The following is a 23,203-nucleotide window of genomic DNA, read 5'->3' as shown; positions in this document are numbered from 1 at the left end:
TCCGCCGGGCGGCTTCCAACCGGGCCGGGCGGCTCAGGCGGCGTACGCGGAGAAGCGCAGCGTCTTCGCCAGCACCTGCCAGGTCCCGAAGGCGAACACCCGGTTCACCGTGTTGCAGAAGGCCTCGCCCGTGCAGTCGGTGGGCCGGTCCTGCCAGGCCCGGACCGTCAGGGAGTGGAAGCCGAAAGTCCGCGAGAAGGCGAAGCGGATGTGCATGCCCCGGCCCAACTGGTGCCCCGGCAGCGTGTTGATCTGGAAGAAGTCGTTCCCGATGTACTCCACCTCGACCGGATTGCCGCCCAGCAGCTCGCACCGCGCCCCCGCCCGGATCCGCCCCGCACATCCGCCGCTGACCGGGAACAGCCAGAAGTGGTCGGTCAGCTGCTCCCGGATGTCGTCCGCGCCGGTGAACGGATGCAGCCCGAGGCTGTAGCCGTACGTGTAGAGGTCGTAGCAGCCCGCCGGACCCGCCCGGCAGTCCGGGCGGGCCGCCACCGGGGCGGCGGGGCCCGTCAGCAGACCGGCGCACAGCGCCAGCGCGACCGGCACCGCGGCGAAGCCGGGCATCGACCCTCCCGTGGCCTGCCTCCGAGGACTGCGACGACCCTTCGGACCGTAGGCCACGGGAGACCCCACCGCGCGCGGACGGCGGCCGAACGCGCGAGGCCGCACGGGCGGCGCCCGAGGCACGGGCTAATCTGCGGACGTTCGAATCCGATACCGCATTCCCCGGGGGGAGTCAGATGGCGGAGGCCCTGCTGTGCGACGGACTGGATCCGGACTATCCGGACGCCATGACGCTCGTCGTGGTCGTGTCGGAGGTGGCGGACCATCACGAGCGCGCCGCGGCCCGGCTCGCGTCGTACGGGTACGAGGGGGAGAACTGCCTCTACCTGGTGCAGACGGACGGCTGGGCCGAACGGCGGCTGGACGGTGAGCTGCTGACCGTGGACATCATCGCCCACCCCGCCCTGCTCAGGGGGCTGGAGGTGGACCGGGAGCGGTTCACCGCACGGTCCTCGGGCGCTCCGGCGGCGCTGCGGCTGCTGCGCGTGGAGGCGCGCGTCGACCCCGCAGCGTACGGGCGGGCCTCGGAGCTCACCCTCGTCCTGACGGTGCCCGCCGGGACCCCGGCCGAGCAGGCCGTGGCGGCGGTCCGGGCCGGCGAGGACTGGCCGCTCGTCCTGACGCCGCGGCCGGAGTAGCGGGTCGGGAACCGAAGGGGCGCCCCCTCCGCCGCGGCGAAGAGGGCGCCCCCAGGGCCGTACGTGCCGCTACGCGGTGGCCGCAGCCGCGTCCGCCGCGCGGGCCTTCAGGGCGCGCTCCACACCGGACCGCGACTCCGACATCAGCCGGCGCAGGGCCGCGCTCGGCTCGGCCGAGGCCAGCCAGGCGTCCGTGGCGTCGAGCGTCTCCTGGGAGACCTGGAGGGCCGGGTAGAGGCCCACCGCGATCTGCTGGGCCATCTCGTGGCTGCGCGAGTCCCAGACGTCCTTCACCGCGGCGAAGAACTTCTCCGTGTACGGGGCCAGCAGCTCGGGCTGGTCCGTCTGGACGAAGCCGCTGATGACCGCTTCCTGGAGCGAGTTGGGCAGCTTGTCGGACTCCACGACCGAGGCCCACGCCTCGGCCTTGGCCTCCTGCGTGGGCTGGGCCGCCCGCGCGGAGGCCGCGTGGCGCTCGCCCGCCGCCGTCCTGTCGCGCTCGTACTCCGCGGCGATCTCCTCCTCGTCCAGCAGCCCGGTGGCCGCCAGCCGCTGCACGAACGCCCACCGCAGCTCGGTGTCGACGGCCAGACCCTCGATGGTCTCGGTGCCGTCCAGCAGCGACTGGAGCAGGTCCAGCTGCTGCGGGTTGCGGGCCGTGGCCGCGAAGGCGCGGGCCCAGGCCAGCTGGTGGTCGCTGCCCGGCTCCGCCGCGTGCAGGTGGGCCAGCGTCGCGTCGGTCCACTGGATCAGCGCGGCCTCACGGGCCTCCGGCGCCGCGTACAGGTCCACCGCCAGCTTCACCTGGCGGTGCAGCGACTGCACGACGCCGATGTCCGACTCCTTGCCGATGCCGGAGAGCACCAGCGAGAGGTAGTCGCGGGTCGCCAGCTCGCCGTCGCGCGTCATGTCCCAGGCCGAGGCCCAGCTCAGGGCGCGCGGCAGCGACTCGGCGAAGTCGCCCAGGTGCTCGGTGACGACCCGCAGCGACTCCTCGTCGAGGCGGACCTTGGCGTAGGAGAGGTCGTCGTCGTTGAGCAGGATGACGGCCGGGCGTGCCTTGCCCTCCGGGAACGGCACGGTGGTGCGCTCGCCGTCGACGTCCAGCTCGATCCGGTCGGTGCGCACCAGCTTGCCGGCCGCGTCGAGGTCGTAGCAGCCAATGGCGATGCGGTGCGGGCGCAGCGTCGGCTCGCCCTTCGCGCCGGCGGGCAGCGCGGGCGCCTCCTGGAGCACGGTGAACGAGGTGACGTGACCGTCGGCGTCGGTCTCGATCTCCGGGCGCAGGATGTTGATGCCCGCGGTCTCCAGCCACGCCTTCGACCAGGTCTTCAGGTCGCGGCCGGAGGTCTTCTCCAGCGCTCCCAGCAGGTCGGAGAGGCGGGTGTTGCCGAAGGCGTGCGCCTTGAAGTAGGCCTGCACGCCCTGGAAGAACGCGTCCTTGCCGACGTACGCCACGAGCTGCTTGAGCACGGACGCGCCCTTGGCGTACGTGATCCCGTCGAAGTTGACGAGGACGTCGTCCAGGTCCTGGATGTCCGCCATGATCGGGTGCGTGGAGGGCAGCTGGTCCTGCCGGTACGCCCAGGTCTTCATGGAGTTGGCGAACGTGGTCCAGGAGTGCGGCCACTTCGACCCCGCGGCGTCCGCCTGGCAGGCGATCGAGGTGTAGGTGGCGAACGACTCGTTCAGCCAGAGGTCGTTCCACCACTCCATCGTCACGAGGTCGCCGAACCACATGTGGGCCAGCTCGTGCAGGATGGTCTCGGCCCGCACCTCGTACGCCGCGTCCGTCACCTTGGAGCGGAAGACGTACTGGTCGCGGATGGTGACCGCGCCCGCGTTCTCCATCGCGCCCGCGTTGAACTCGGGGACGAAGAGCTGGTCGTACTTGGCGAACGGGTACGCGTAGTCGAACTTCTCCTGGAACCACTCGAAGCCCTGCCGGGTGACGGCGAAGATCTCGTCCGCGTCCAGGTACTCCGCGAGGGAGGGGCGGCAGTAGATGCCGAGCGGGACGGACTGGCCGTCCTTCTCGTAGCTGCTGTGCACCGCGTGGTACGGGCCCACGATGAGGGCCGTGATGTACGTGGAGATGCGCGGCGTCGGCTCGAAGGTCCAGACGTCGTCCTTCGGCTCCGGCGTCGGGGAGTTCGAGATGACGGTCCAGCCGGACGGGGCCTTCACGGTGAACGCGAAGGTCGCCTTCAGGTCGGGCTGCTCGAACGAGGCGAAGACGCGGCGCGCGTCCGGGACCTCGAACTGCGTGTACAGATAGGCCTGTTCGTCGACCGGGTCGACGAACCGGTGCAGGCCCTCACCGGTGTTGGTGTACGAGCAGTCGGCGACGACCTTCAGCTCGTTGGCGCCCTCACGCAGATGCGGCAGGGCGATCCGCGCGTCGCGGAACACGGCGGCCACGTCCAGGTCCTTGCCGTTCAGCACCACGTCGTGGACGGCCGGGGCGACCAGGTCGATGAACGACTCCGCACCCGCCTCCGCGCAGTCGAAGCGCACGGTGGTCACGGACCTGTAGGTGCCGCCCTCCTGCGCTCCGGAGAGGTCGAGATCGATCTCGTACGCGTCCACGGTCAGCAGGCGCGCCCGCTCCTGTGCCTCTTCGCGGGTCAGATTCGTGCCAGGCACGCGGTCATCTCCTAGGTGTGCGACTTGATAAGCGACGTTTCGGCCCATCCTTCCACGCACGTGCTCCCAGCGCGATGTCCGTTTTCCGCCGGACGCGGACCGCTCACCGGGACACGCTCGGACCATGACCGGACACCAGCCACGCCCCATCGACCCCGCCGCTCTCGCCGGACTCCGCGCCACCGACGACGCGGGCCGGCCCTGCCGCCCGTACACCGCGACCGAGGGCGGCCACCCCCTGCGCTGCTGTCTGCGCGGCAGCGCACCGGGGGAGCGCATCGCCCTCGTCTCCTACGCTCCGCTGCGCCGCTGGGCCGCCGCGACCGGGGCGAGCCCGGGGGCGTACGACGAGCAGGGGCCCGTCTTCATCCACGCCGAGGCGTGCCCGGGCCCGGACCCGGAGCGGGCCGGATACCCCTTCGCGCGGGTGGGCGCGCTGCGCGCGGTGCGCCGCTACGACGCCCAGGGCCACATCGTGGGCGGCCGGCTGCTGGAGATCCCGGCCGAGACGGAGAAGGGCTTCGACGCGGCCCTCGACGAGGCGTTCGCGGACCCGGAGGTGGCGTTGGTGCACGTACGGGCCGTGGAGTACGGGTGCTTCCACTTCGAGGTGCGGCGAGGCTGAGACGGTATGACGGGTACGGGGAAGGGGAAGGGACGGCCACCGGTGTCCGGTGGCCGCCCCTTCCCCGTGCGCGTGACGCCGCGGGTCAGCCCTTCAGCTCGGCCGCCACCAGCTCCGCGATCTGCACGGCGTTCAGCGCCGCGCCCTTGCGGAGGTTGTCGTTGGAGACGAACAGCGCGAGACCGTGCTCGACCGTCTCGTCGACCCGGATACGGCCCACGAAGGAGGCGTCCTTGCCGGCCGCCTGGAGCGGGGTCGGGATCTCCGAGAGCTCGACGCCCTCGGCGTCCTTCAGCAGCTCGTAGGCGCGCTCGACACCGATCGGACGGGCGAAGCGGGCGTTGATCTGGAGCGAGTGGCCGGAGAAGACCGGGACCCGGACGCAGGTGCCGGACACCTTCAGCTCCGGGATCTCCAGGATCTTGCGGGACTCGTTGCGGAGCTTCTGCTCCTCGTCCGTCTCGAACGAGCCGTCGTCCACGATGGAGCCCGCCAGCGGCAGCACGTTGAAGGCGATCGGACGCTTGTAGACGGCCGGCTCGGGGAAGTCCACGGCCTCGCCGTCGTGGGCCAGCTTCTCGGCCTCGGCGACGACCTTGGCCGCCTGGCCGTGCAGCTCGGCGACACCGGCGACCCCGGAGCCGGACACGGCCTGGTAGGTGGCGACGGTCAGCGCTTCGAGGCCGGCCTCGTCGTGCAGCGGGCGCAGCACGGGCATCGCGGCCATCGTCGTGCAGTTCGGGTTGGCGATGATCCCCTTCGGGCGGACCCGGGCCGCGTGCGGGTTGACCTCGGAGACGACGAGCGGGACCTCGGGGTCCTTGCGCCAGGCGGAGGAGTTGTCGATCACCACGGCGCCCTGGGCGGCGACCTTCTCGGCCAGCGCCTTCGAGGTCGCGCCGCCGGCGGAGAACAGCACGATGTCCAGGCCCGTGTAGTCGGCCGAGGAGGCGTCCTCGACGGTGACGCCGGAGCCCTTGAAGTCGATCGTGGAGCCCGCGGACCGGGCGGAGGCGAACAGCCGCAGCTCGTCGACCGGGAAGTCCCGGTCGGCCAGGATCCTGAGCATGACTGTGCCGACCTGACCGGTGGCGCCGACGATTCCGACCTTCACGAGGACTCCTCTGTTCTGCACGTCCGGCGTGTGCCCGCCCGTGCGTCTGTGCGGCCCGTTTGCCGCTCCATGATGCGTATGTCCTGGCCTGCCTTGTCCAATCCATTGTCCGACCTGCGGACTCTTCGTGCGAGGACCGCAGATTCTGCAACGTCCGTGCTGACGGGGGCAAACATCTGCGGCGGGCGGCCGAGGGGTGTGACCAGGAACACGCACGGCGGGGCGGGTGCCCGTGAGAGCGCCCGCCCCGCCGTCGTCACGATGGGACCCGTTACGGTCCCGTGGAATCCGTTACGGCGTGACCTTCTCGATCACGACGCTGCCGGTGCCCGCGGCGGTGCCGCGCGCGTTGACCAGCCGGACCTCGCCGAAGAACTGACGGCCCGCGGGGGCCGCCCCGGCGACCACGACCTCGGCGCCGACCTGGGCCGACGCGCCGTTGGCCAGGTTCACCGCCTTGGTGGAGTCGACCTTGATCGTGCCGAGCGACGCCGAGTAGTACACGTCGCGGTAGTCGTACGTGGTCGACCCGGTCGGGACCGAGTAGCCGTCGATGACGACGGTGTACGTGCCCGCGGCGGGCTTCACCAGGCTGACCGCCTCCTCGGAACCGGCGGTGGTCGCGCTGCCGACCTGCGTGGCGCCCCGGAAGACGTACAGGTCGAGGTCGGCGTTGGCGTCCGAGGTGCCGCCGATGGCGATGTCGAGCTTCTCGACACCCGCACCGATGGTGACCGTGGTCTCACGGGTCTGGCCCGTCGAGATCGACGGCTTGTCGACCTTGGCCGAGCCCAGCGAACCGCCCTGGAGCTTGCCCTGGAGGTCGGCGGCGCCGTTGGTGACCGTCCAGTTCACCGCGGCGGGAGCGCCGATCTTCGCCTCGGCGATGGTCTGCACCGCCGGGTCGAAGGTCGCGCCGAGCAGCGAGACGTCCAGCTTGTACGGGTTGTCCAGCAGCGGCGACGTACGGCGCGCCTCGACCTCGATCTCCCACACGCCGGGCTGCGGGTCCTTGTAGGAACGCGCGTCCGGGCGGCAGGTGTTGGCCGGGTTCTCGTAGTTCGGGTAGCAGAAGGTCGTCGTGGTCGGGTCGACCGGCGTCCCGTACGGGTGCAGGGAGACGAACCGCGTCTGGCTGCCCGAGCGCAGGGCGCTGAGGGCGACCTCAAGGGTCTTCGCGCCTTCCGGCACGTTGACGAAGTACGACGTGGTGCCGTTGCGCTGGACCGAGCCGGACGCCTTGTAGGCGTAACCGGGCTGCTGCAGCTCGTGGGCGACGACGACCGTGGCCATGATCTGGTGGTCCACGCCGGAGGTCTTCTTGTCGTCGACCTGGAGGATGGCGCTGTGCACCCCGGCGGTCTTCGCCTTGGCCTTGACCTTGAGCTTGACCGGCGTGTCGAGCGGCAGCGAGACGTACTGGGGGCTGCTCAGCTCGAAGGTGCCGTCGTTGTTCTTCCAGGACAGCTTGTGCTGGACGTTGCGGTCCGGGCCCGTGGTGCGGGTGACGACGACGTCGTAGACCTTGGTCTCGCCGGTCTTCAGGCCGCCCTCGCGGTCGTAGAGGCCGGTGCCGAAGCCCGGGTCCTTGAGCGCGAAGTCGATCGCGGTGTCGACCGGGGCCTTCACCGAGAACTCGTGGGCGGGCTTGCCCTGCTTGGCGATCTGCTTCCACGCCTTGACGATGTTGATCAGACCGGAGCCCTGGGCGTGCGCGGGCACGTCCTTGATGTGGGTCGCGGTGCTGGTCAGCGCGGTGCGCAGGTCGGCCGGGGGAAGCTCGATGCCCTTCTGCTTCGCCGCCGACAGCAGCAGCGCGGCGGCGCCCGCCGCCTGCGGGGAGGCCATCGAGGTGCCCTGGAGCATGGAGTAGCCGGCCGGCAGGTCGTAACCCGCCTCCTTGACCGGACCGCCCGGCGCCCAGGTCTGGGTGGTGTTGATGGACGCGCCCGGCGCCGCGATGACCGGCGTGAAGCCGCCGTCCTCACGCGGACCGCGCGAGGAGAAGGGCTGCATGTCGTACTTCTTGGTGACGTTGGAGCCGTAGTTGGCCGCCCACGTCTCCTTGGAGATCGACGCGCCGACCGAGATCACGTGGTCGGCGACCGACGGGTCGCCGATGGTGTTGAGACCCGGGCCGCTGTTGCCGGCCGAGATGACCAGCTGCACGCCGTAGATGTCGATGAGCCGCTTGTACAGCTCGGCGCGCGCGTTGTTGCCGTCGTTCAGCGGCGGCAGGCCGCCGATCGACATGTTGACGATGTCGACGCCGCGGTTGACGACGAGGTCGATCATGCCCTCGGTCAGCGCGATGTTGGTGCAGCCGCCGGACCAGGTGCAGGCGCGGGAGGAGACGATCTTGGCGCCGGGGGCGGCGCCGTTCATCTCGCCGCCGAACAGCCCGTTGGCCGCGGTGATGCCCGCGACGTGCGTGCCGTGCGCGCCCTCGATGACGCCGATGTTGACGAAGTCCGCCTTCGCGCCCGAGGCGTCGAGGACCACGTTCTTACGGGTCTCGACGACGAACGGGATGCGCTCGACGACCTGGGTGCGCGGGTCGTCCTCACCGAAGTAGGAGACCTGGAACTTCTCCTTGTACGGCTTGAGGACCTTGTCGTCGGAGAAGTCCGCGTTGTTGTTCAGGTCCACCCGCGTGGTGCCGGTGACCGGGTCGTACAGCACGCCCCAGACGTCGGTGGTGTCACCGTCGCGGTTGAGGTCGCCCGCCATCTCGCCGCCGGTGGTGGCCGCCTCGGCGAACGTGGCGAACTTGTAGCTGCCCGCCGGCGCCGAGTAGGTCTTCCCGCCGGAGGTGAACGTCGGGCCGGCCACCGACTGGGACATCTCCAGCCAGGTGCCGTCGCCGTCGTTCACCGGGTCGGTCGCGGTCACCCAGTCGACGATCTTGCGCTCGCCGGTGGTGGTCTTCTTCAGGGCCGGGTGACCGAGGTCGACGCCGGAGTCCAGGACGCCGATGGTGATCCCGCGGCCGTCGGCCTCCGGGTGCTTCTCGACGAACTCGACCGCACCCGTCTCGAACGACGGGTTGTACGGGTTCTTCGCCGGCGTCTTCTTGTTCGGCGCCGCGTAACTGCCGGTGGCCTTCGGCTGCTTCGCTCCGGCGGCCCGGTCGCCCTTGGGCGTCGGGTCGTCCAGCTTGATCTCCTGCTTGAGATCGATGCCGAGGACGGAGGAGAGCTTGGAGGCCGCCTTGATGGTGGACTCGGCGCGGCTGGTCGGGACCGTCGCCCGGACGTAGCCGAGCTTGTCGTAGGTCCGGCCGAGCACGGAGCCCTCGACGGCGTCCAGCTGCTTGCTGACCTGCTCGGTCGCCCCGGGGGTGGTGGCGACCATCATGGTGACGCTCTTCTCGCCCTTGGCCTCGGCCTTCGCCAGGACATCGGCGTCGGCCTTGCCGAGCTTGTCGCCCCGGTCGCTCGTGGCGGCCGGTTTGACGGGTGCCGGTGCCGGGTCCTCGGCGGCGAACGCCGGAGCGGCGCCGGAGGCGGCGAGTGCGGCCGCCAGGCCGGCAGCGGCCGCTATACGAGCCGCGCGTCTGGCCCCGGGTATGGAGCTGGGGGATTCCTTGGTCATCAGCATCCCTGTAATTGAAAGAGAGAGTCCGGAATTCGGTACCGGATGACCGCTCAGCCTGTCGTAAATGACAGGGGTTTGTGGAGAGTTGGCGGAGGTGAGTCAGGGACATGGCATAGATCCGCCATGGGGCGCGATATGCCACGCGGGATGAATGAGGTCAAACGGTATGCCCGTGGCGCCTGGTGACGCGTGCGACGGCAGCCGTGGTCCGGACCAGCCCCAGTACCGACCCGGCCGCCCCCCGGGCCGCCGCCCGCTCAGCGCGGCAGCACCATCACGTACGCGGCCGGCTCCCGGTCGGCCGCCGCCATCAGCGCCGTCCGCACCACCGTCGCCTGCTGGTCCGCCGCCTCGCGCAGCTTCCGCGGCGAGAGATGGACGACCGTGATCCCGAGCCGCTCCAGATGCTCCCGCTTCGCGGCGTACGCGGACCACTGCGGGTCCTCCTCCGCCCGGCCCCTCCGCCCCGGCGCGTCGTACCGGGGCGCCCGCGCGTCCAGCTCCACCGCCACGGCCTGGTCCGGCCAGTAGGCGTCGACCCCGCCGAGCCGGGGCCCGCCCGGCAGCCGCAGCTCCACGTTCCACAGCGGCTCCGGCAGCCCGTGCTCGCGCACCATCGCGTACAGCCGGGCCTCCGCCACCGCCCGCCCCTCGGCCAGCAGCGCGTCGACCGCACCCACCACGGCGGGTCGCCCGAGCAGCTTCGCCTCGCTCAACTCCCGTACCACAGCGGCTGGTTCGCAGTGCCTGTCGCGTACCGCCTCGGTCAGCAGCCGCCGGACGCACGCCGCGTCCACCGTGCCCGCCACCGCATCCGCCAGGGCCCGCTCGACCGGGGCGACGGGCAGCTCGCCCACCCGCACCGCGCGCGGCATCGAGGCGGCCCGCAGCACCTCCACGAACCGGGTGGACCGCAGCCGCCGGGTGCGCGGGACCAGCACGTCGATCCGGTGCAACGCCTCCACGTCCCCGGCCGCGGCGAAGCCGTGCAGCGCGAGCGCGGCGACCCCGGTGACCATCGACTCGCCGTACCCCGCGTCCGCGGGGCCCGCCGGAGCGCGCCGAGCGGAGGCCGGCGGACGCCCCGCGTAGAGCAGCGCTCCGTGCAGCCGCTCCCGGCCGGTGGGCGGGCCTGGGTGCAGCAGATAGACCCCCGGCAGCAGGTGCTGCCACGGGCCGCCGGGCAGGCACTGGGCGGACGTCTGCGCCGCGGACACGCCCCGCGCCCTCAACTGGGCGGCGGACAGCACACGGTGCGCCACGTCCTCGGGGTGAAGGGGGAGGCGGGGGAGGCGGGGGGAGAGCGGGGTGTTCTGGGTCATGTCCCGGGGTTTCCCGCCCGTGGAGGGTGCCCTAACCCCTGTTACACGTCCGTCGACAATCCCGGACAACGCCGTCCTAAAGTACGGACGTTCGACAACCGAAAAGGGCCGTCACGCCGGGAATCGGGGGAGGGGCACCTCGGGCGGGTGTACGAGCGCCGCTTTCACGCCGCACGCACGCCCCGCCCGAGCGCCCCTCATACATCCCGGCTCGGCCCCACTGGCAACCGGTGGGCGGGGCCTATGCCGCGGCCCGGTCGCACTCCTGGCCGCGCAGCGCCCGCGCGAGGTCGTCCCGGGCCTCCAGCACCAGCCGCCGCAGCGCCGGGGCGGCGTCCTCGTGCTCGCCCAGCCAGGCGTCGGTCGCCGCGAGGGTCCCCGGGCTGTCCTGGAGCCCGGGGAACATCCCCCGCACCACGTGCATGCCGATCTGGATGGACCGCTCCGCCCAGATCCGCTCGATCACCTCGAAGTAGCGGCCCGCGTACGGGGCGAGAAGCTCCCGCTGGGAGGGCTGCCCGAAACCGGTGATCGTCGCCTCGACCAGCGCGTTCGACAGCTTGTCCGACTCCACGACCGCCGCCCAGGCCTGCGCCTTGACCGCCTCCGAGGGGCGCGAGGCCAGGCACCGCACGTGGTGGCGCTTGCCGGACGCCGTGTCGTCGCGGGCCAGTTCGGCGTCGATCGCCGCCTCGTTCGCCGCGCCGTGGGAGGCCAGCGGGGAGAGGAAGGCCCAGCGCAGCTCCTGGTCGACGTCGAGACCGTCGATCCGGGCCGTGCCCTCCAGCAGCCCGCCCAGCAGCTGGAAGTCCTCCTCGGACGAGGCCACCGCCGCGAAGAAGCGGGCCCAGGTCAGCTGGTTCTGGCTGCCCGGCTCGGCGCTCCGCAGCTCGCGCAGCGCGCCGTCGGCCAGCGCCCGGCCGCCCTCCTCGCGCCAGTCGGGGGCCGCGTAGTTGACCAGCGCGGACTGCGCCCAGGCGTGCAGCATCTGGAGGACGCCGATGTCGCTCTCCCGCCCGGCGAACGCCAGCACCATAGCGACGAAGTCGCGGGCCGGCAGAACCGCGTCCCGGGTCAGGTTCCACAGGGCCGACCAGCACAGGGCACGGGCCAGCGGGTCCGTGATCTCGCCCAGGTGGTCGCGCAGCGTGGCCAGCGACCCGGCGTCGAAGCGGACCTTGCAGTACGTGAGGTCGTCGTCGTTGACCAGGATCAGATCGGGCCGCTCGGAGCCGGCCAGGGCGTCCACCACGGTCCGCTCGCCGGCCACGTCCACCTCGGCGCGCGCGTAACGCGTCAGCTCGCCCTCCGGCGTACGCCGGTACAGGCCGACCGCGACGCGGTGCGGGCGCAGCTCCGGGTACGCGGCGGCGGCCTCCTGGACGACGGCCAGCTCGGTCAGGATGCCCGCCGCGTCGTACGTGGGCACCGGGGTGAGCACGTTGACGCCCGCCGTCTGGAGCCAGGAGCGCGACCAGGCCGTCATGTCGCGGCCGGACGTCTCGGCCAGCACCGACAGCAGGTCGCCCAGGCGCGTGTTGCCGTAGGCGTGCTGCTTGAAGTAGCGCCGGGCGCCTTCGAGGAACGCGTCCCGCCCCACGTACGCCACGAGCTGCTTGAGCACGGACGCGCCCTTGGCGTACGTGATCCCGTCGAAGTTCAGCTTGGCGTCCTCCAGGTCACGGATGTCCGCCGTGATGGGGTGCGTGGAGGGCAGCTGGTCGGCGCGGTAGGCCCACGCCTTGCGGTTGTTGGCGAAGGTGATCCAGCCGTTGGTGAAGCGGGTCGCCTCGACCATCGAGAAGGAGCCCATGAAGTCCGCGAAGGACTCCTTCAGCCACAGGTCGTCCCACCACTCCATGGTGACCAGGTCGCCGAACCACATGTGCGCCATCTCGTGCAGGATGACGTTGGCACGCCGCTCGTAGGCCGCCGAGGTGACCTTGCCCCGGTAGATGTACTCCTCGCGGAAGGTGACCATCCCCGGGTTCTCCATGGCGCCGAGGTTGTACTCGGGCACGAAGGCCTGGTCGTACTTCCCGAAGGGGTACGGGTAGTCGAAGTGGTCGTGGAAGAAGTCCAGGCCCTGCTTGGTGATCAGGAAGACGTCGTCCGCGTCGAAGTGCTTCGCGAGCCCCTTGCGGCACATCGCGCCGAGCGGGATCTCCAGCGTGGAGCCGTCGGCCAGGGCGCGGCTGTAGTGGTCGCTCACATAGTGGTACGGACCGGCGACGACGGCCGTGATGTACGTGGAGATCGGCTTCGTCTCGGCGAAGGTCCACACCCCGCCCTCCCGCGACTCCTCGGCCCCGTTGGACCAGACCCGCCAGTCGGCGGGGGCGGTCACCCGGAAGCGGTAGGGGGCCTTGAGGTCGGGCTGTTCGAAGTTGGCGAAGACGCGGCGGGCGTCGGCCGGCTCGTACTGCGTGTAGAGGTAGACCTCGCCGTCCTCCGGGTCGACGAAGCGGTGCATGCCCTCGCCGGTCCTGCTGTACGCGCAGCGGGCGTCGACCACGAGCGTGTTCTCGCCCTCGACGAGCCCGTCCAGCGCCACCCGCGTCCCGTCGAACACGACGGCCGGGTCGAGGGCCGTCCCGTTCAGCGTCACCGCGTCGACACCCGGGGCCACCAGGTCGGCGAAGGTCGAGGCGCCCGCACGGGCCGAGCGGAACCGGATCGTGGTCAGCGAACGGAAGGTCCGCGGACCGGCCTCCCCCTCGCCCCCGTCGGCCCCCTCGGGCTCGCCGACGGCGGACCGCAGGTCGAGGTCGACCTCGTATCCGTCGACGGTCAGCAGCTCGGCCCTCGTCTGGGCCTCGTCGCGGGACAGGTTTTCACCGGGCACGGGCACTCCTTCGTGACGCGCGTCATGTGTCGTGTTCGAACCCATTGATCCTTGCATGCGTCCTCGCGCGGCGGCATTCAGGGAATGGGAGCCCCTGCGGAGGCGTTCTCGCCCGCAGGTGGAACACGCCCTTCTGAGGAGAGACATGTCCGAGAACACCCCGGCCAACGGCAAGACCCCGGTCGACTTCTGGTTCGATCCGCTCTGCCCCTGGGCGTGGATGACCTCGCGGTGGATGCTGGAAGTGGAGAAGGTCCGCGACGTCGAGGTCCGCTGGCACGTGATGAGCCTGGCCGTCCTGAACGAGGACAAGCTGGACGACCTGCCCGAGGAGTACCGGGACCTCCTGGAGAACAAGGCGTGGGGCCCGGTCCGGGTCGTCGTCGCCGCCCAGCAGCTCCACGGCGACGAGGTCGTCGGCCCCCTCTACACCGCGCTCGGCACCCGCTTCCACAACAACGGCGAGGGCCCCACGCGCGAGGCGGTGGCCGCCGCGCTGAAGGACGTCGGGCTGCCCGCCGACCTCGCGGAGTACGCCGACTCCGACCGGTACGACACCGAGCTGCGCGCCTCCCACAAGGAGGGCATCGACAAGGTCGGCCAGGAGGTCGGCACCCCGGTCATCGCCGTGCCCGGCGCGGACGGCGAGCAGATCGCCTTCTTCGGCCCGGTCGTCACCCCCGCCCCCAAGGGCGAGGAGGCGGCGAAGCTCTGGGACGGCACGCTGCTGGTCGCCTCCATCCCGGGCTTCTACGAGATCAAGCGGACCCGGACGCAGGGCCCGATCTTCGACTGACGGAGCCTTATTGCATGGCCGCGCGTATCCGCACGGGGGACGATGGCCCCATGCGGATACGCGCGGGCGAGGCGGTCGAGGCCGCCGCACTGACCGAACTGGCCCTCCGGTCGAAGGGCCACTGGGAGTACGACGCGGAGTTCCTGGCCGCCTGCCGCGAGGAGCTGACCGTCCGCCCCGCGGACGTGGCGGCCCGGCGGACGGCGGTGGCCGAGGAGGACGGCCGGATCCTGGGCTTCACCACCCTGGACGGGGAGCCGCCGAGGGGCGCGCTCGGCATGATGTTCGTCGAGCCGGACGCCATCGGCAGGGGCGTCGGGCGACGGCTGTTCGCCCACACCATGGACGAGGCCCGCCGCCTGGGATTCACCCGCCTCACCATCGACGCCGACCCGAACGCGGAGCCGTTCTACCGGGCCATGGGCGCGGTCCGGATCGGCGCCACCCCGTCCGGATCCATCCCGGGCCGCGAACTCCCTCTGCTGGAGGTCGCGCTGGGCTGAGGGCGGCCGACAACGGGCCGGTCGGGCTTCCGGCCCGTTGTCAGTGGTGCGTCGTACGGTGAGGAGCATGCGTATCTCACCGGAAATGATCACGATCGACTGTGCCGACCCCCAGGGACTGGCCGCCTGGTGGGCCGAGGCGCTGGGGGTCGAGGACACACAGGACTACGACGGGTTCGTCATCCTCGCGGCGACCCCGTTGGTCCTCGGCTTCCAGCGGGTGCCCGAGCCCAAGGCGGCCAAGAACCGGGTGCACGTCGACTTCTCCTCGCCCGACCGCCCGGCCGACGTGGAGCGCCTCGCGAAGCTGGGCGCGACCGTCGTCGGCGAGCAGTCGATGGAGGGCATGTCCTGGACGGTCCTCAGGGATCCGGAGGGCAACGAGTTCTGCCTCTCCGACGCCGGAAGCCACTGACCGGAAGTCACCGGCCCGGAAGCACTGACCCGGAAGTCACCGGCCCGGGGCTCCGCTAGTTGAGGCCGAGGATCTGCTTCAGCGGGTCGATGATGAAGTAGACCAGGAAGAGCGCGGCGGTGCCCCACAGCAGCCAGTGGACTTCGCGCGCCTTGCCCAGGCACGCCTTGATGACCACGTAGGCGACGAAGCCGGCGCCGATGCCGTTGGTGATGGAGTAGGTGAACGGCATGACGACGATGGTGAGGAAGGCCGGGATGGCGACGTCGTAGCGGTCCCAGTCGATGTGCTTGACCTGGGTCATCATCAGGAACCCGACCACGACGAGCGCGGGCGCCGCCGCCTGGAGCGGCACGATCGTCAGGACGGGCGTGAGGAAGAGGGCGAGCGCGAACAGGCCGCCGGTCACCATGTTGGCGAAGCCGGTGCGGGCTCCCTCACCGACACCCGCCGCGGATTCGATGTAGGTGGTGGCCGACGACGAGGACGCGGCGCCACCGGCGACGGCGGCCACGCCGTCGATGAGCAGGACGCGGCCGAGACCGGGCACCTGACCCCGCTCGTCGAGGAGCCCGGCCTCCGCCGTGACGCCCACGACCGTGCCCATCGTGTCGAAGAAGTCGGACAGGATGAGGGTGAAGACGAGCAGGACGACCGTCAGAACGCTGACCTGACCGAACGAACCGAACAGGTCGAACTGGCCCAGCAGCCCGAAGTCGGGTGCGGCGACCGGGTTGTCGGGTATCGAGGGCGTGGTCAGGCCCCAGGACTTGATGCGGGCGACCTCGTTGATGACGATGGCGACGACGGTCATCAGGACGATGCTGATGAGGATCGCGCCCTTGACCTTCCTGGCGACCAGCACGATCGTCAGGAGCACGCCGAGGCAGAAGACGAGCATCGGCCAGCCGGTGAGCGTCCCGGTGCCGAGCTGGACGGGCACGGTGGAGTTCGCGGCGTCGGGGATGCGGGTGACGAAACCGGCGTCCACGAAACCGATGAAGGCGATGAACAGACCGATGCCGACGCTGATGGCCTGCTTGAGAGGCTGCGGAATGGCGTGCATGATCGCCTCGCGCAACCCGGTCATCACCAGAACGCAGATCAGCAGCCCCTCCAGCACGATGAGGCCCATCGCGTCGTCCCAGCTCATCAGGGGAGCGATCTGGTAGGCGACGACGGCGTTGATGCCCAGACCCGCCGCCAGGGCCAGCGGCAGATTGCCGCCCACACCCATGATCAGCGTCATCACCGCGGCGACCAGCGCGGTGGCGGTGACCAGCTGCACGTTGTCCAGCTGCTTGCCGAACTTGTCCTCGGCCCCGCCGAGGATGATCGGGTTGAGCACCAGGATGTATGCCATCGTGAAGAACGTGGCGAATCCACCGCGTATCTCCTGGAGATAGGTCGAACCGCGCTCGCTTATGCGGAAGAACCGGTCGACGGCGCCCCCCGATCCGTTGGGCTTCGCGTCGGGCGGCGGGCTGGTCGTACTGGGGTGCATGACGGAGTCTCCTGAGCCTGCGAACGATGGGGGAAGGGGGGTGGTGCCGGTGCTGCCGGAAGTGAGTGGCAGGCGCTGTGCGAACGCACATGCGGCACCTTGCGAGCGGATCATACGCGGCAACGACGGGATCGCAACTACCCGCGTAGAGCGTGCAGTTGGTCCCCTTTTTCCCCTGTGGCTTCCTACGGAATCAGCGGTGACCTTTGCCGCCAAACCGGCAGGCAGCCGACAGCGGGTATGGAAGTGCCGGTGACAACTCCCCTACGCTCCGTATGTGCACCCACCACTCCCTTTCAACGCGCGGGCAGCGCGCGCCTTGCGCGAGAAACTCGGGATGGCACCCGGACATGTCGCCTACGGCATGCGCGCGTCCTTCGGCACGTCACACGTCGGTCCCGAGCATGTGATCGCGTGGGAGCGCGGTACCCACGTGCCGGACGCGGCGGAATTCACCGCTCTGGCCGGCGCGTTGTGGTGTCAGCCCAGTGAACTCATGGGTCACCCGCGCACCTTGCTCGAACACCGCATCGCGCGCGGTGTCTCGGCCGAGGACGTCGCGCGCGCCACCGGCCTCACCCTCGACGCGTATCTGGCCATGGAGGAATCCGGTCAGTGGGCCGGCGACAAACGCCAGTCCGTCCATCTCGGCGAGGTCCTCAGCCTCCCCCCGCGCGACTTCATCGCCATCACCAGGCTGGAGGACGAGCTCGCCCGCCTCCTCACCGAGGCGGTCTCCACCCGCTGGCAGGCGCACATCCGCGACATCGCCAAGCTCGTCTCCATGGAGCGCCGCGACCTGAAGGGCCCCCTGTCCGCCATGCACCAGGAGTACCAGGGCCTCATGGCGGCCACCCTGAGCCGGGCCGGCGGCACCACGGCGTCCGGCGAGGACGGACGTCGCTTCATCGAGAACATCGTCGACCAGTTCTGGACCCGGCTGCCGGGGTCCTCCCGGCCGTAACCCGGCGGGCACGTGCGACCCGCCGGGTCCCGCCGCCGCTACCGCGCGTCCGGCTCCGCCGCCTTCTTGAAGACCTCGAACACCGCCAGGTAGTTCGACGCGCCGTGGCCGTCCTCGATGGCCCGCGCCGCGATCTCCCGCATCAGCCGCGGCTGCGCGGTGTGCACGCCCTGCTCCTCGCAGGTGAGGGCGATGTGCTCCAGCGCGTTCAGATTCATGTGCAGGGTGCCCAGGTCGCCCGGGTAATGACCCGCGTCGAGATCCGGCGCCTGCTCGACGAGCGTCGCGTCCACCACCGTGGGCAGGAACCAGTTCACCGCGAGATCGGCGAAGTCCGCGGCTGGTACGCCCGCCGAGCCGACCAGCGCGGTGGCGTGCAGGAAGCCGTTCATCGTCGCGTACATCAGGCCGAGCAGCGCCGCGTTGTGGAGCACCGCGAGCCCGGGGTCGGAGCCGAGGTGCCGGGGGTCGCCCAGGCTCGCCAGCGTGGCCCGGTGGGCGTCGAAGACCTCGCGCGGACCGCTGTAGAGGAAGACGGACCCGGGGTCCCCGACGAGGGGCGGCGGCACCATGACCGCGCCGTCCAGGTAGGCGACGCCCCGCTCGGCAGCCCAGGAGGCCGCCGCGTGCGCTTCTTTCGGCGTACCGGAGTTGAGGTTGACCAGGGTCCGGCCCGCCGGCGCGCCGCCGGCCGGGTCGAGCACCTCGTACAGCGTCGCGTAGTCCTTGAGGCAGACGACGGTGAGAGGGCCGGCGGCCACGGCGTCGGCCGCGGACGCCGCGAGCCGCGCGCCCCGGGCGACGAGATCGCGGGCCTTCTCGGGGGTGCGGTTCCAGACGGTGGTGGGGTGACCGTTCTTCAGGAGGGCTTCGGCGAGGGCGAGACCCATGGGGCCGAGGCCGATGACGGTAACGGGGTTGTCCTGCGGGCGTGTTGAATTCCGAAGTGTCATGCGGAATAGGCTGCTGTCTCACACCGGTGTGAGAGTCAACCGAATGTGGTGGTCGTCATATGCGCATGGGGGAGTTCTCCCGACGGACGGGCGTCAGCCAGCGGTCGCTGCGCTACTACGAGGAGCAGGGCCTGTTGCGGCCGGCCCGCCGCCCGAGTGGCTACCGCGAGTACGAGGAAGCGGATGTCGTGACCGTACGGGGCATCCGCATGCTGCTGGCCGCCGGTCTCAACACGGCGGTCATCGCCGAGCTGCTGCCCTGCATGGTCGACGAGGGCCGCATCCTGGAGCCGGCCTGCTCCAGCATGCTCCCCGACCTGCACCGCGAACGCGCCCGCATCGACGAGGCCGCCGCCGCCCTCCTGGCCGCCCGCGACCGGCTGGACGCGCTGATCGACCTGACGGCGGAGTCGGGCGTGACCGACGAGGAGGCGTGCGCGGTGGCGGCCGGGCGCGCGAGGAGACGTGATCAACCGGTCGCCGGCGGTCCGAGGTAGGCGCCCCCGGAGACGCCGACGGTCCGGCCGGTCATCCGGTCCCGGCCATGCCCGCAGGGTCGCGGTCCACGCCCGGAACGCCGGGCAGTCTCTCGCGGATCTTGCATGATGACCGGCATGAACACGGAAGCCTGCGACCCGGCCGAGTCGGCCGCCCTCCGCGAGATCTTCGCGTCCCGTCCCGATGCGGTGCCGCCGGCCGGCCCGGAAGCGGTGCGGTCCTTCGAGACCGAGCACGGCATCGTGCTCCCGGAGCCGTACCGCACCTTCGTGGCGGAGATCTGCGACGGGCTGCGCGCGGGGCCGCCCCACTACGGTCTGCTGCCCTTCGCGAAGACGCCGTCGGACTGGGGCTCGGACCGCCCCGAACGCCTGCTTGCCGAGCCTTTTCCGCTCACGGAGGCATGGCTGTGGGAGGCGGACGACGACGGGACGGCGCTGTCGGAGCAGGAGTTCGACGACCGGGTGGAGTCGGTGTTCGACCACGGCTCACTGGTGCTGGGCACCGACGGCTGCGGCATGTACTGGCACCTGATCGTCACCGGCCCGCAGCGCGGTCAGGTCTGGCTGATCGACGAGAACGGCGCGATACCTTTCGGCACCCGGTCGGCCGCCTCCCTGATGCCGGGCGTGCCCGGTTTCGCGGGGTGGGTGACCCACTGGGCCCAGGGCCGCTCCTGGTTCGCGGACGACTGAGGGCGTTCGCGGTGCCGTGTCGTGCCGGGACGCGGTCCCTCGCCGGGTCCCCCGCGCGGCGGAGGCGGATCATCACGCGGTAGGACGTGCGGGGCCGTGTCGCGCGCGAGATTCGAGGTATGACGACGACGGATCCCGCCACGCCGGAAGCCCGCGTGCCGCCACCGGCCCGGCCGCCGGTCCCACCGCCCCCGCGCTGGGCGGTCCGCGCCGCCCATGTCGCCGCGTGGTCGACGGTCCCCTCCGGGGTGTGGCGCGTCGCGCTGGTGCTCGGGGTGCCGGTCGGGGTGATGGAGCGCGAGGAGTTCCTCGCCGGGTTCCCCGACGACTCCCCGCTGCTCGCCCTGGGTTACGTCCTGCTGCTCGGCGCGGTCGCCGAGGCCGCCTCGTATCTCACACTCGGCCTGGTGCGGCCCTGGGGGGAGGTGGTGCCGCGCTGGATTCCGCTTCTCGGAGGGCGCCCGGTCGACACGGGGCTCGCGGTCATCGCCGCTTCGCTGGGAGCCCTGGCGGTCACGTTCCTGTGGTGGGTCCTCTTCTTCGGCGGACTGCTGGCCGCCGAGAGCCCCGACCCCGGCGTCTCGGCCGGTGAGGTCCTCTTCGTCGCCGCCTACGCCCCCCTCCTGCTGTGGGGCCCGCTCCTGGCGGCGGTGACCTGGTCGTACCACCGCCGCACGCACTCCGTACGGGCCGTGCCGGAGCCCCGCCGGTAGCACTCCGCCGGCGGGGCTCCGGCACGGAACCCTTCAGGCCCGGGACACCCCCGGCGCCGCCGCCTCCAGCTCCGCCACCGTGCCCGACATCACCGTACGGATGTGGCGCGTCAGGTGGTCCGCCGGCCAGTCCCACCAGGCCACCGCCAGCAGGCGCGCGACGTCCTCCTCCTCGTACCGGGTGCGGATCAGCCGGGCCGGGTTGCCGCCGACGATGCCGTAGTCGGGGACGTCCGAGACCACCACGGACCGCGAGCTGATGATCGCGCCGTGCCCGATGCGGACCCCCGGCATGATCACGGCCTCGTAGCCGATCCAGACGTCGTTGCCGATCACCGTGTCACCCCGGTTGGGCAGGCCCGTCAGCAGGTCGAAGTGGTCGGACCAGGAGCCGCCGAGCGTCGGGAACGGAAACGTGGACGGCCCGTCCATACGGTGGTTGGAGCCGTTCATGATGAACCGCACCCCGGTGCCGAACGCGCAGAACCTCCCGATCACCAGGCGCTCCGGCCCGTAGTGGTAGAGCACGTTGCGGGTCTCGAACTCCGTGGCGTGCTCGGGGTCGTCGTAGTACGAGTACTCCCCGGCCTCGATCAGCTCCGAGGTGACCAGGGGCTTCAGCTGCACCACGCGCGGCTGGCCGGGCATCGGGTGCAGGACGGTCGGGTCGGCAGGGACGGGGGCAGAAGTCATGGGGTCGCTTCCGGGGCGGGGTACGGGCGGACGGGCGTGGATCATCGTGGCATCCGGGCCCGAGGGGCCGCGGGTATTTTCCCGGCAGGCCGAGACGGCCCGCCGCCCCCTGCGAGCCCCTGCGCGGCCCCTCTACGCGGCCCCCGCCCCGCACCCCAGCCGGAACGGCTCCCCCTGCGACCAGTCCGCCGCCACGCCCCGCATCACCAGCGCACTGTCCAGCACCGCGCTGCCGGGCGGGAAGCGGTCCGGGTCCTCGAAGAACGAGGAGCGCACGGAACGGGGCCTGCCCGCCGTCACCTTCCAGGCGTCCGTGGACAGTTCGAGGACGTCCAGACGGTCCCCGCCGGCGTTGGGGGAGAGGCCCCGGCTGCCGAGGCGGAAGAATTCCGACGCCTCCGCCAGGTCCGTGAACAGCGCGCTGCCGTGCAGTTCCCCGGCGGGCTCCACGGTCGCGTCCACCTCCACCTCGCCGTCCCGGGTCGCGAAGGCCACCCGTACGGAGTCGGCGTCCTCCCGCACCGTGAAGTCCGCGCGGCCGTGCTCGCCCGGGTAGATCCGCCCGCCCGCGAAGGCGTTGAGGCGGGAGGCGGTGTCGCGGCGCGGGATGTAGACGCCACACTCGACGCCGTCCGGCCCGTCCCATTCGACGGAGATCCGGTGCGCCGCGTTCTCGCTGGTCAGCCCGGTCGCGGCGGGGGCCCAGGCGGGGCGGACGCCGCCGATCCGCAGCAGGCAGATACCGGCCACCGCCTGACCGCGCACCAGTTGGGGTCGCAGAGGTGAGGGCAGCAGGGCCGCCGCGACGGACGGGTCGACCCGGTAGTTCACCAGGAGGCGGCGTTCGATGACGCTGGAGAGCCGGGGCCGGATCATGAGGCGTCGCCTTCCGGCGCGGAGCGCCACTTGGTGTTGCGGAGCACGATCTGCTCGGGGCACACGGCGCTGAGGAAGCGCCCCACGCACATGGCGAGCCGCTCCTCGGCGAGGGAGTAGAGGATGCGGTTGGCGTCCCGGCGCTCGGTGACGAGCCCGGCCCCCTTGAGCACGCCCAGGTGGCGCGAGATGGACGGCGCGCTGATCGAGAACCGGCTCGCGATCTCTCCGGCGGCCAGCTCGCCGCCCCGCAGATCCTCCAGGATCTGGCGGCGGGTGGGATCGGCGAGCGCACGGAAGGCGCTCGCCTCTTCGTCGGCGGGTGAATCCATGTATGCATGTTTAGCACATGAGCTAAACAGCTAAACAGTCGCCATGGGAAAGCCCCCGCGAGTCATGTCCTCGCGGGGGCCCTCCGTTCATCCGCCTGCCGTGGTGAAGGTTGAGAAGACGATCACGAGGCAGGACGACTGTGGTGCGCCGGAGTCCGGGTCAGGGGGCGAGCAGCAGAACGTCCGCGCGCTCCTTGGCGGCGGCGTAACGCTTGGCGACGTCCTGCCAGTTGACGACCCGCCACATCGCCTCGATGAAGTCCACCTTCTGGTTCTTGTACTGCAGGTAGAAGGCGTGCTCCCAGGCGTCGAACACGAGGACCGGGACCGAGCCCTGGCCGACGTTGCCCTGGTGGTCGTAGACCTGCTCGACGATCAGCTTGCCGCTCACGGGCTCGTACGCGAGCACGCCCCAGCCGGAACCCTGGGTGGTGGCGGCGGCCTTCGTCAGCTGGGACTTGAAGCCCGCGTAGGAGCCGAAGGACTCGGTGATCGCGTCGGCGAGGTCGCCCACGCCGTCCGCCGCGAGGGGCTCGCCGCCGCCGTCGCCGGTCATGTTGTGCCAGTAGATCGAGTGCAGGATGTGGCCGGAGAGGTGGAACGCGAGGTTCTTCTGAAGGCCGTTGATCGCGCCCCAGGCCTCCTTGTCGCGGGCCTCTTCCAGCTGCTCCAGGGTGTCGTTCGCGCCCTTGACGTACGCGGCGTGGTGCTTGTCGTGGTGCAGCTCGATGATCTGGGGATTGATGACCGGTTCGAGCGCCGCGTAGTCGTACGGGAGTTCCGGGAGCGTGTACGTGGCCATGATGCGAGCCCTCCGACTGCTGGGAATGCCGTCCAGTTGTTATTGCAATCTATATGCAGGAGCAGGCTAACAGCAGGAGTGCTCCGAAGTGATCAGCCCTTCGGC

Annotated in this window: 21 protein-coding genes; 9 read left to right on the top strand and 12 right to left on the bottom strand. The window is 71.0% G+C overall.

Translation table 11 applies throughout. The features are described 5' to 3' along the window. Positions 1-33: 33 nt before the first annotated feature. Positions 34-567, bottom strand: a complete 534-nt coding sequence (locus tag IE272_RS04475) for a hypothetical protein (protein ID WP_190006284.1) — start codon at positions 565-567, stop codon at positions 34-36. 176 nt (positions 568-743) lie between these two features. On the opposite strand from IE272_RS04475, the gene IE272_RS04470 reads away from it, so the two are divergent. Beyond that, positions 744-1,205 carry a hypothetical protein gene (locus IE272_RS04470; protein WP_050360779.1) on the top strand — a complete coding sequence of 154 codons (462 nt, stop codon included), beginning with the start codon at positions 744-746 and terminating at the stop codon, positions 1,203-1,205. 69 nt (positions 1,206-1,274) lie between these two features. Here the strand turns inward: IE272_RS04470 and pepN (IE272_RS04465) are convergent, their stop codons facing one another. After that, positions 1,275-3,851 carry an aminopeptidase N gene (pepN, locus tag IE272_RS04465; RefSeq protein ID WP_190006283.1) on the bottom strand — a complete coding sequence of 859 codons (2,577 nt, stop codon included), beginning with the start codon at positions 3,849-3,851 and terminating at the stop codon, positions 1,275-1,277. Positions 3,852-3,975: 124 nt separating this feature from the next. Between pepN (IE272_RS04465) and IE272_RS04460 the strand changes: the two genes are divergently transcribed. Then, entirely contained in the window at positions 3,976-4,476 is a 501-nt protein-coding gene (locus IE272_RS04460; protein WP_190006282.1) for a DUF1203 domain-containing protein, read from the top strand. An 85-nt stretch (positions 4,477-4,561) separates the two neighbouring features. Here IE272_RS04460 and IE272_RS04455 read toward each other — a convergent pair whose 3' ends face one another. From IE272_RS04455 to pepN (IE272_RS04440), 4 genes are all read right to left on the bottom strand, one after another. Further along, positions 4,562-5,590: an aspartate-semialdehyde dehydrogenase gene (locus IE272_RS04455; protein ID WP_073741502.1), complete on the bottom strand. Its 1,029-nt coding sequence runs from the start codon at positions 5,588-5,590 to the stop codon at positions 4,562-4,564. A 291-nt stretch (positions 5,591-5,881) separates the two neighbouring features. Beyond that, entirely contained in the window at positions 5,882-9,190 is a 3,309-nt protein-coding gene (locus IE272_RS04450; RefSeq protein WP_190006281.1) for a S8 family serine peptidase, read from the bottom strand. A gap of 254 nt (positions 9,191-9,444) precedes the next feature. Further along, positions 9,445-10,509, bottom strand: a complete 1,065-nt coding sequence (locus IE272_RS04445) for a hypothetical protein (protein WP_050360775.1) — start codon at positions 10,507-10,509, stop codon at positions 9,445-9,447. A 241-nt stretch (positions 10,510-10,750) separates the two neighbouring features. Beyond that, complete coding sequence (pepN, locus tag IE272_RS04440; RefSeq protein ID WP_190006280.1) at positions 10,751-13,354, bottom strand: aminopeptidase N; 2,604 nt, start codon at positions 13,352-13,354, stop codon at positions 10,751-10,753. A 145-nt stretch (positions 13,355-13,499) separates the two neighbouring features. On the opposite strand from pepN (IE272_RS04440), the gene IE272_RS04435 reads away from it, so the two are divergent. From IE272_RS04435 to IE272_RS04425, 3 genes are all read left to right on the top strand, one after another. Further along, the gene (locus IE272_RS04435) at positions 13,500-14,150 is read left to right on the top strand and encodes a mycothiol-dependent nitroreductase Rv2466c family protein (RefSeq protein WP_056706948.1); all 651 of its coding nucleotides are present in this window, start codon (positions 13,500-13,502) and stop codon (positions 14,148-14,150) included. A gap of 50 nt (positions 14,151-14,200) precedes the next feature. After that, positions 14,201-14,653 carry a GNAT family N-acetyltransferase gene (locus tag IE272_RS04430; protein WP_098891848.1) on the top strand — a complete coding sequence of 151 codons (453 nt, stop codon included), beginning with the start codon at positions 14,201-14,203 and terminating at the stop codon, positions 14,651-14,653. A gap of 67 nt (positions 14,654-14,720) precedes the next feature. Next, positions 14,721-15,068 carry a VOC family protein gene (locus IE272_RS04425; RefSeq protein ID WP_032790972.1) on the top strand — a complete coding sequence of 116 codons (348 nt, stop codon included), beginning with the start codon at positions 14,721-14,723 and terminating at the stop codon, positions 15,066-15,068. Positions 15,069-15,123: 55 nt separating this feature from the next. Here IE272_RS04425 and IE272_RS04420 read toward each other — a convergent pair whose 3' ends face one another. Next, positions 15,124-16,572 (bottom strand): NCS2 family permease, encoded by a 1,449-nt coding sequence (locus IE272_RS04420; protein ID WP_050360772.1) that lies wholly within the window; start codon positions 16,570-16,572, stop codon positions 15,124-15,126. A gap of 337 nt (positions 16,573-16,909) precedes the next feature. Here IE272_RS04420 and IE272_RS04415 point away from each other — a divergent pair, with 337 nt between their 5' ends. After that, entirely contained in the window at positions 16,910-17,536 is a 627-nt protein-coding gene (locus IE272_RS04415) for a hypothetical protein (RefSeq protein WP_050360771.1), read from the top strand. A 38-nt stretch (positions 17,537-17,574) separates the two neighbouring features. Here the strand turns inward: IE272_RS04415 and IE272_RS04410 are convergent, their stop codons facing one another. Next, the gene (locus IE272_RS04410; protein ID WP_050360770.1) at positions 17,575-18,489 is read right to left on the bottom strand and encodes an NAD(P)-dependent oxidoreductase; all 915 of its coding nucleotides are present in this window, start codon (positions 18,487-18,489) and stop codon (positions 17,575-17,577) included. 59 nt (positions 18,490-18,548) lie between these two features. Here IE272_RS04410 and IE272_RS04405 point away from each other — a divergent pair, with 59 nt between their 5' ends. From IE272_RS04405 to IE272_RS04395, 3 genes are all read left to right on the top strand, one after another. Continuing rightward, positions 18,549-18,986: a MerR family transcriptional regulator gene (locus IE272_RS04405; RefSeq protein ID WP_190006279.1), complete on the top strand. Its 438-nt coding sequence runs from the start codon at positions 18,549-18,551 to the stop codon at positions 18,984-18,986. A 105-nt stretch (positions 18,987-19,091) separates the two neighbouring features. Further along, the gene (locus IE272_RS04400; protein WP_056706944.1) at positions 19,092-19,682 is read left to right on the top strand and encodes an SMI1/KNR4 family protein; all 591 of its coding nucleotides are present in this window, start codon (positions 19,092-19,094) and stop codon (positions 19,680-19,682) included. Between the two features lie 119 nt (positions 19,683-19,801). After that, complete coding sequence (locus IE272_RS04395; RefSeq protein ID WP_057662752.1) at positions 19,802-20,395, top strand: hypothetical protein; 594 nt, start codon at positions 19,802-19,804, stop codon at positions 20,393-20,395. Positions 20,396-20,428: 33 nt separating this feature from the next. Here IE272_RS04395 and IE272_RS04390 read toward each other — a convergent pair whose 3' ends face one another. The 4 genes from IE272_RS04390 to IE272_RS04375 all read right to left on the bottom strand — a co-directional run bounded on the left by IE272_RS04390 (position 20,429) and on the right by IE272_RS04375 (position 23,098). Beyond that, the gene (locus IE272_RS04390) at positions 20,429-21,088 is read right to left on the bottom strand and encodes a CatB-related O-acetyltransferase (RefSeq protein ID WP_190006278.1); all 660 of its coding nucleotides are present in this window, start codon (positions 21,086-21,088) and stop codon (positions 20,429-20,431) included. Positions 21,089-21,220: 132 nt separating this feature from the next. Continuing rightward, on the bottom strand, positions 21,221-21,964 hold the full coding sequence (locus IE272_RS04385) for a DUF2071 domain-containing protein (RefSeq protein WP_190006277.1): 744 nt from the start codon (positions 21,962-21,964) through the stop codon (positions 21,221-21,223). Continuing rightward, a complete protein-coding gene (locus IE272_RS04380) occupies positions 21,961-22,296 on the bottom strand; it encodes a metalloregulator ArsR/SmtB family transcription factor (RefSeq protein WP_057662747.1) in 336 nt (111 codons plus the stop codon). The genes IE272_RS04385 and IE272_RS04380 overlap by 4 nt, the downstream gene beginning before the upstream one ends. A 160-nt stretch (positions 22,297-22,456) precedes the next feature. Continuing rightward, the gene (locus IE272_RS04375; RefSeq protein ID WP_018959211.1) at positions 22,457-23,098 is read right to left on the bottom strand and encodes a superoxide dismutase; all 642 of its coding nucleotides are present in this window, start codon (positions 23,096-23,098) and stop codon (positions 22,457-22,459) included. Between the last annotated feature and the right edge of the window lie 105 nt (positions 23,099-23,203).

Source organism: Streptomyces anulatus (assembly GCF_014650675.1).
Lineage (GTDB): Bacteria > Actinomycetota > Actinomycetes > Streptomycetales > Streptomycetaceae > Streptomyces > Streptomyces anulatus.
This window is presented reverse-complemented; position numbering and strand designations above follow the sequence as displayed.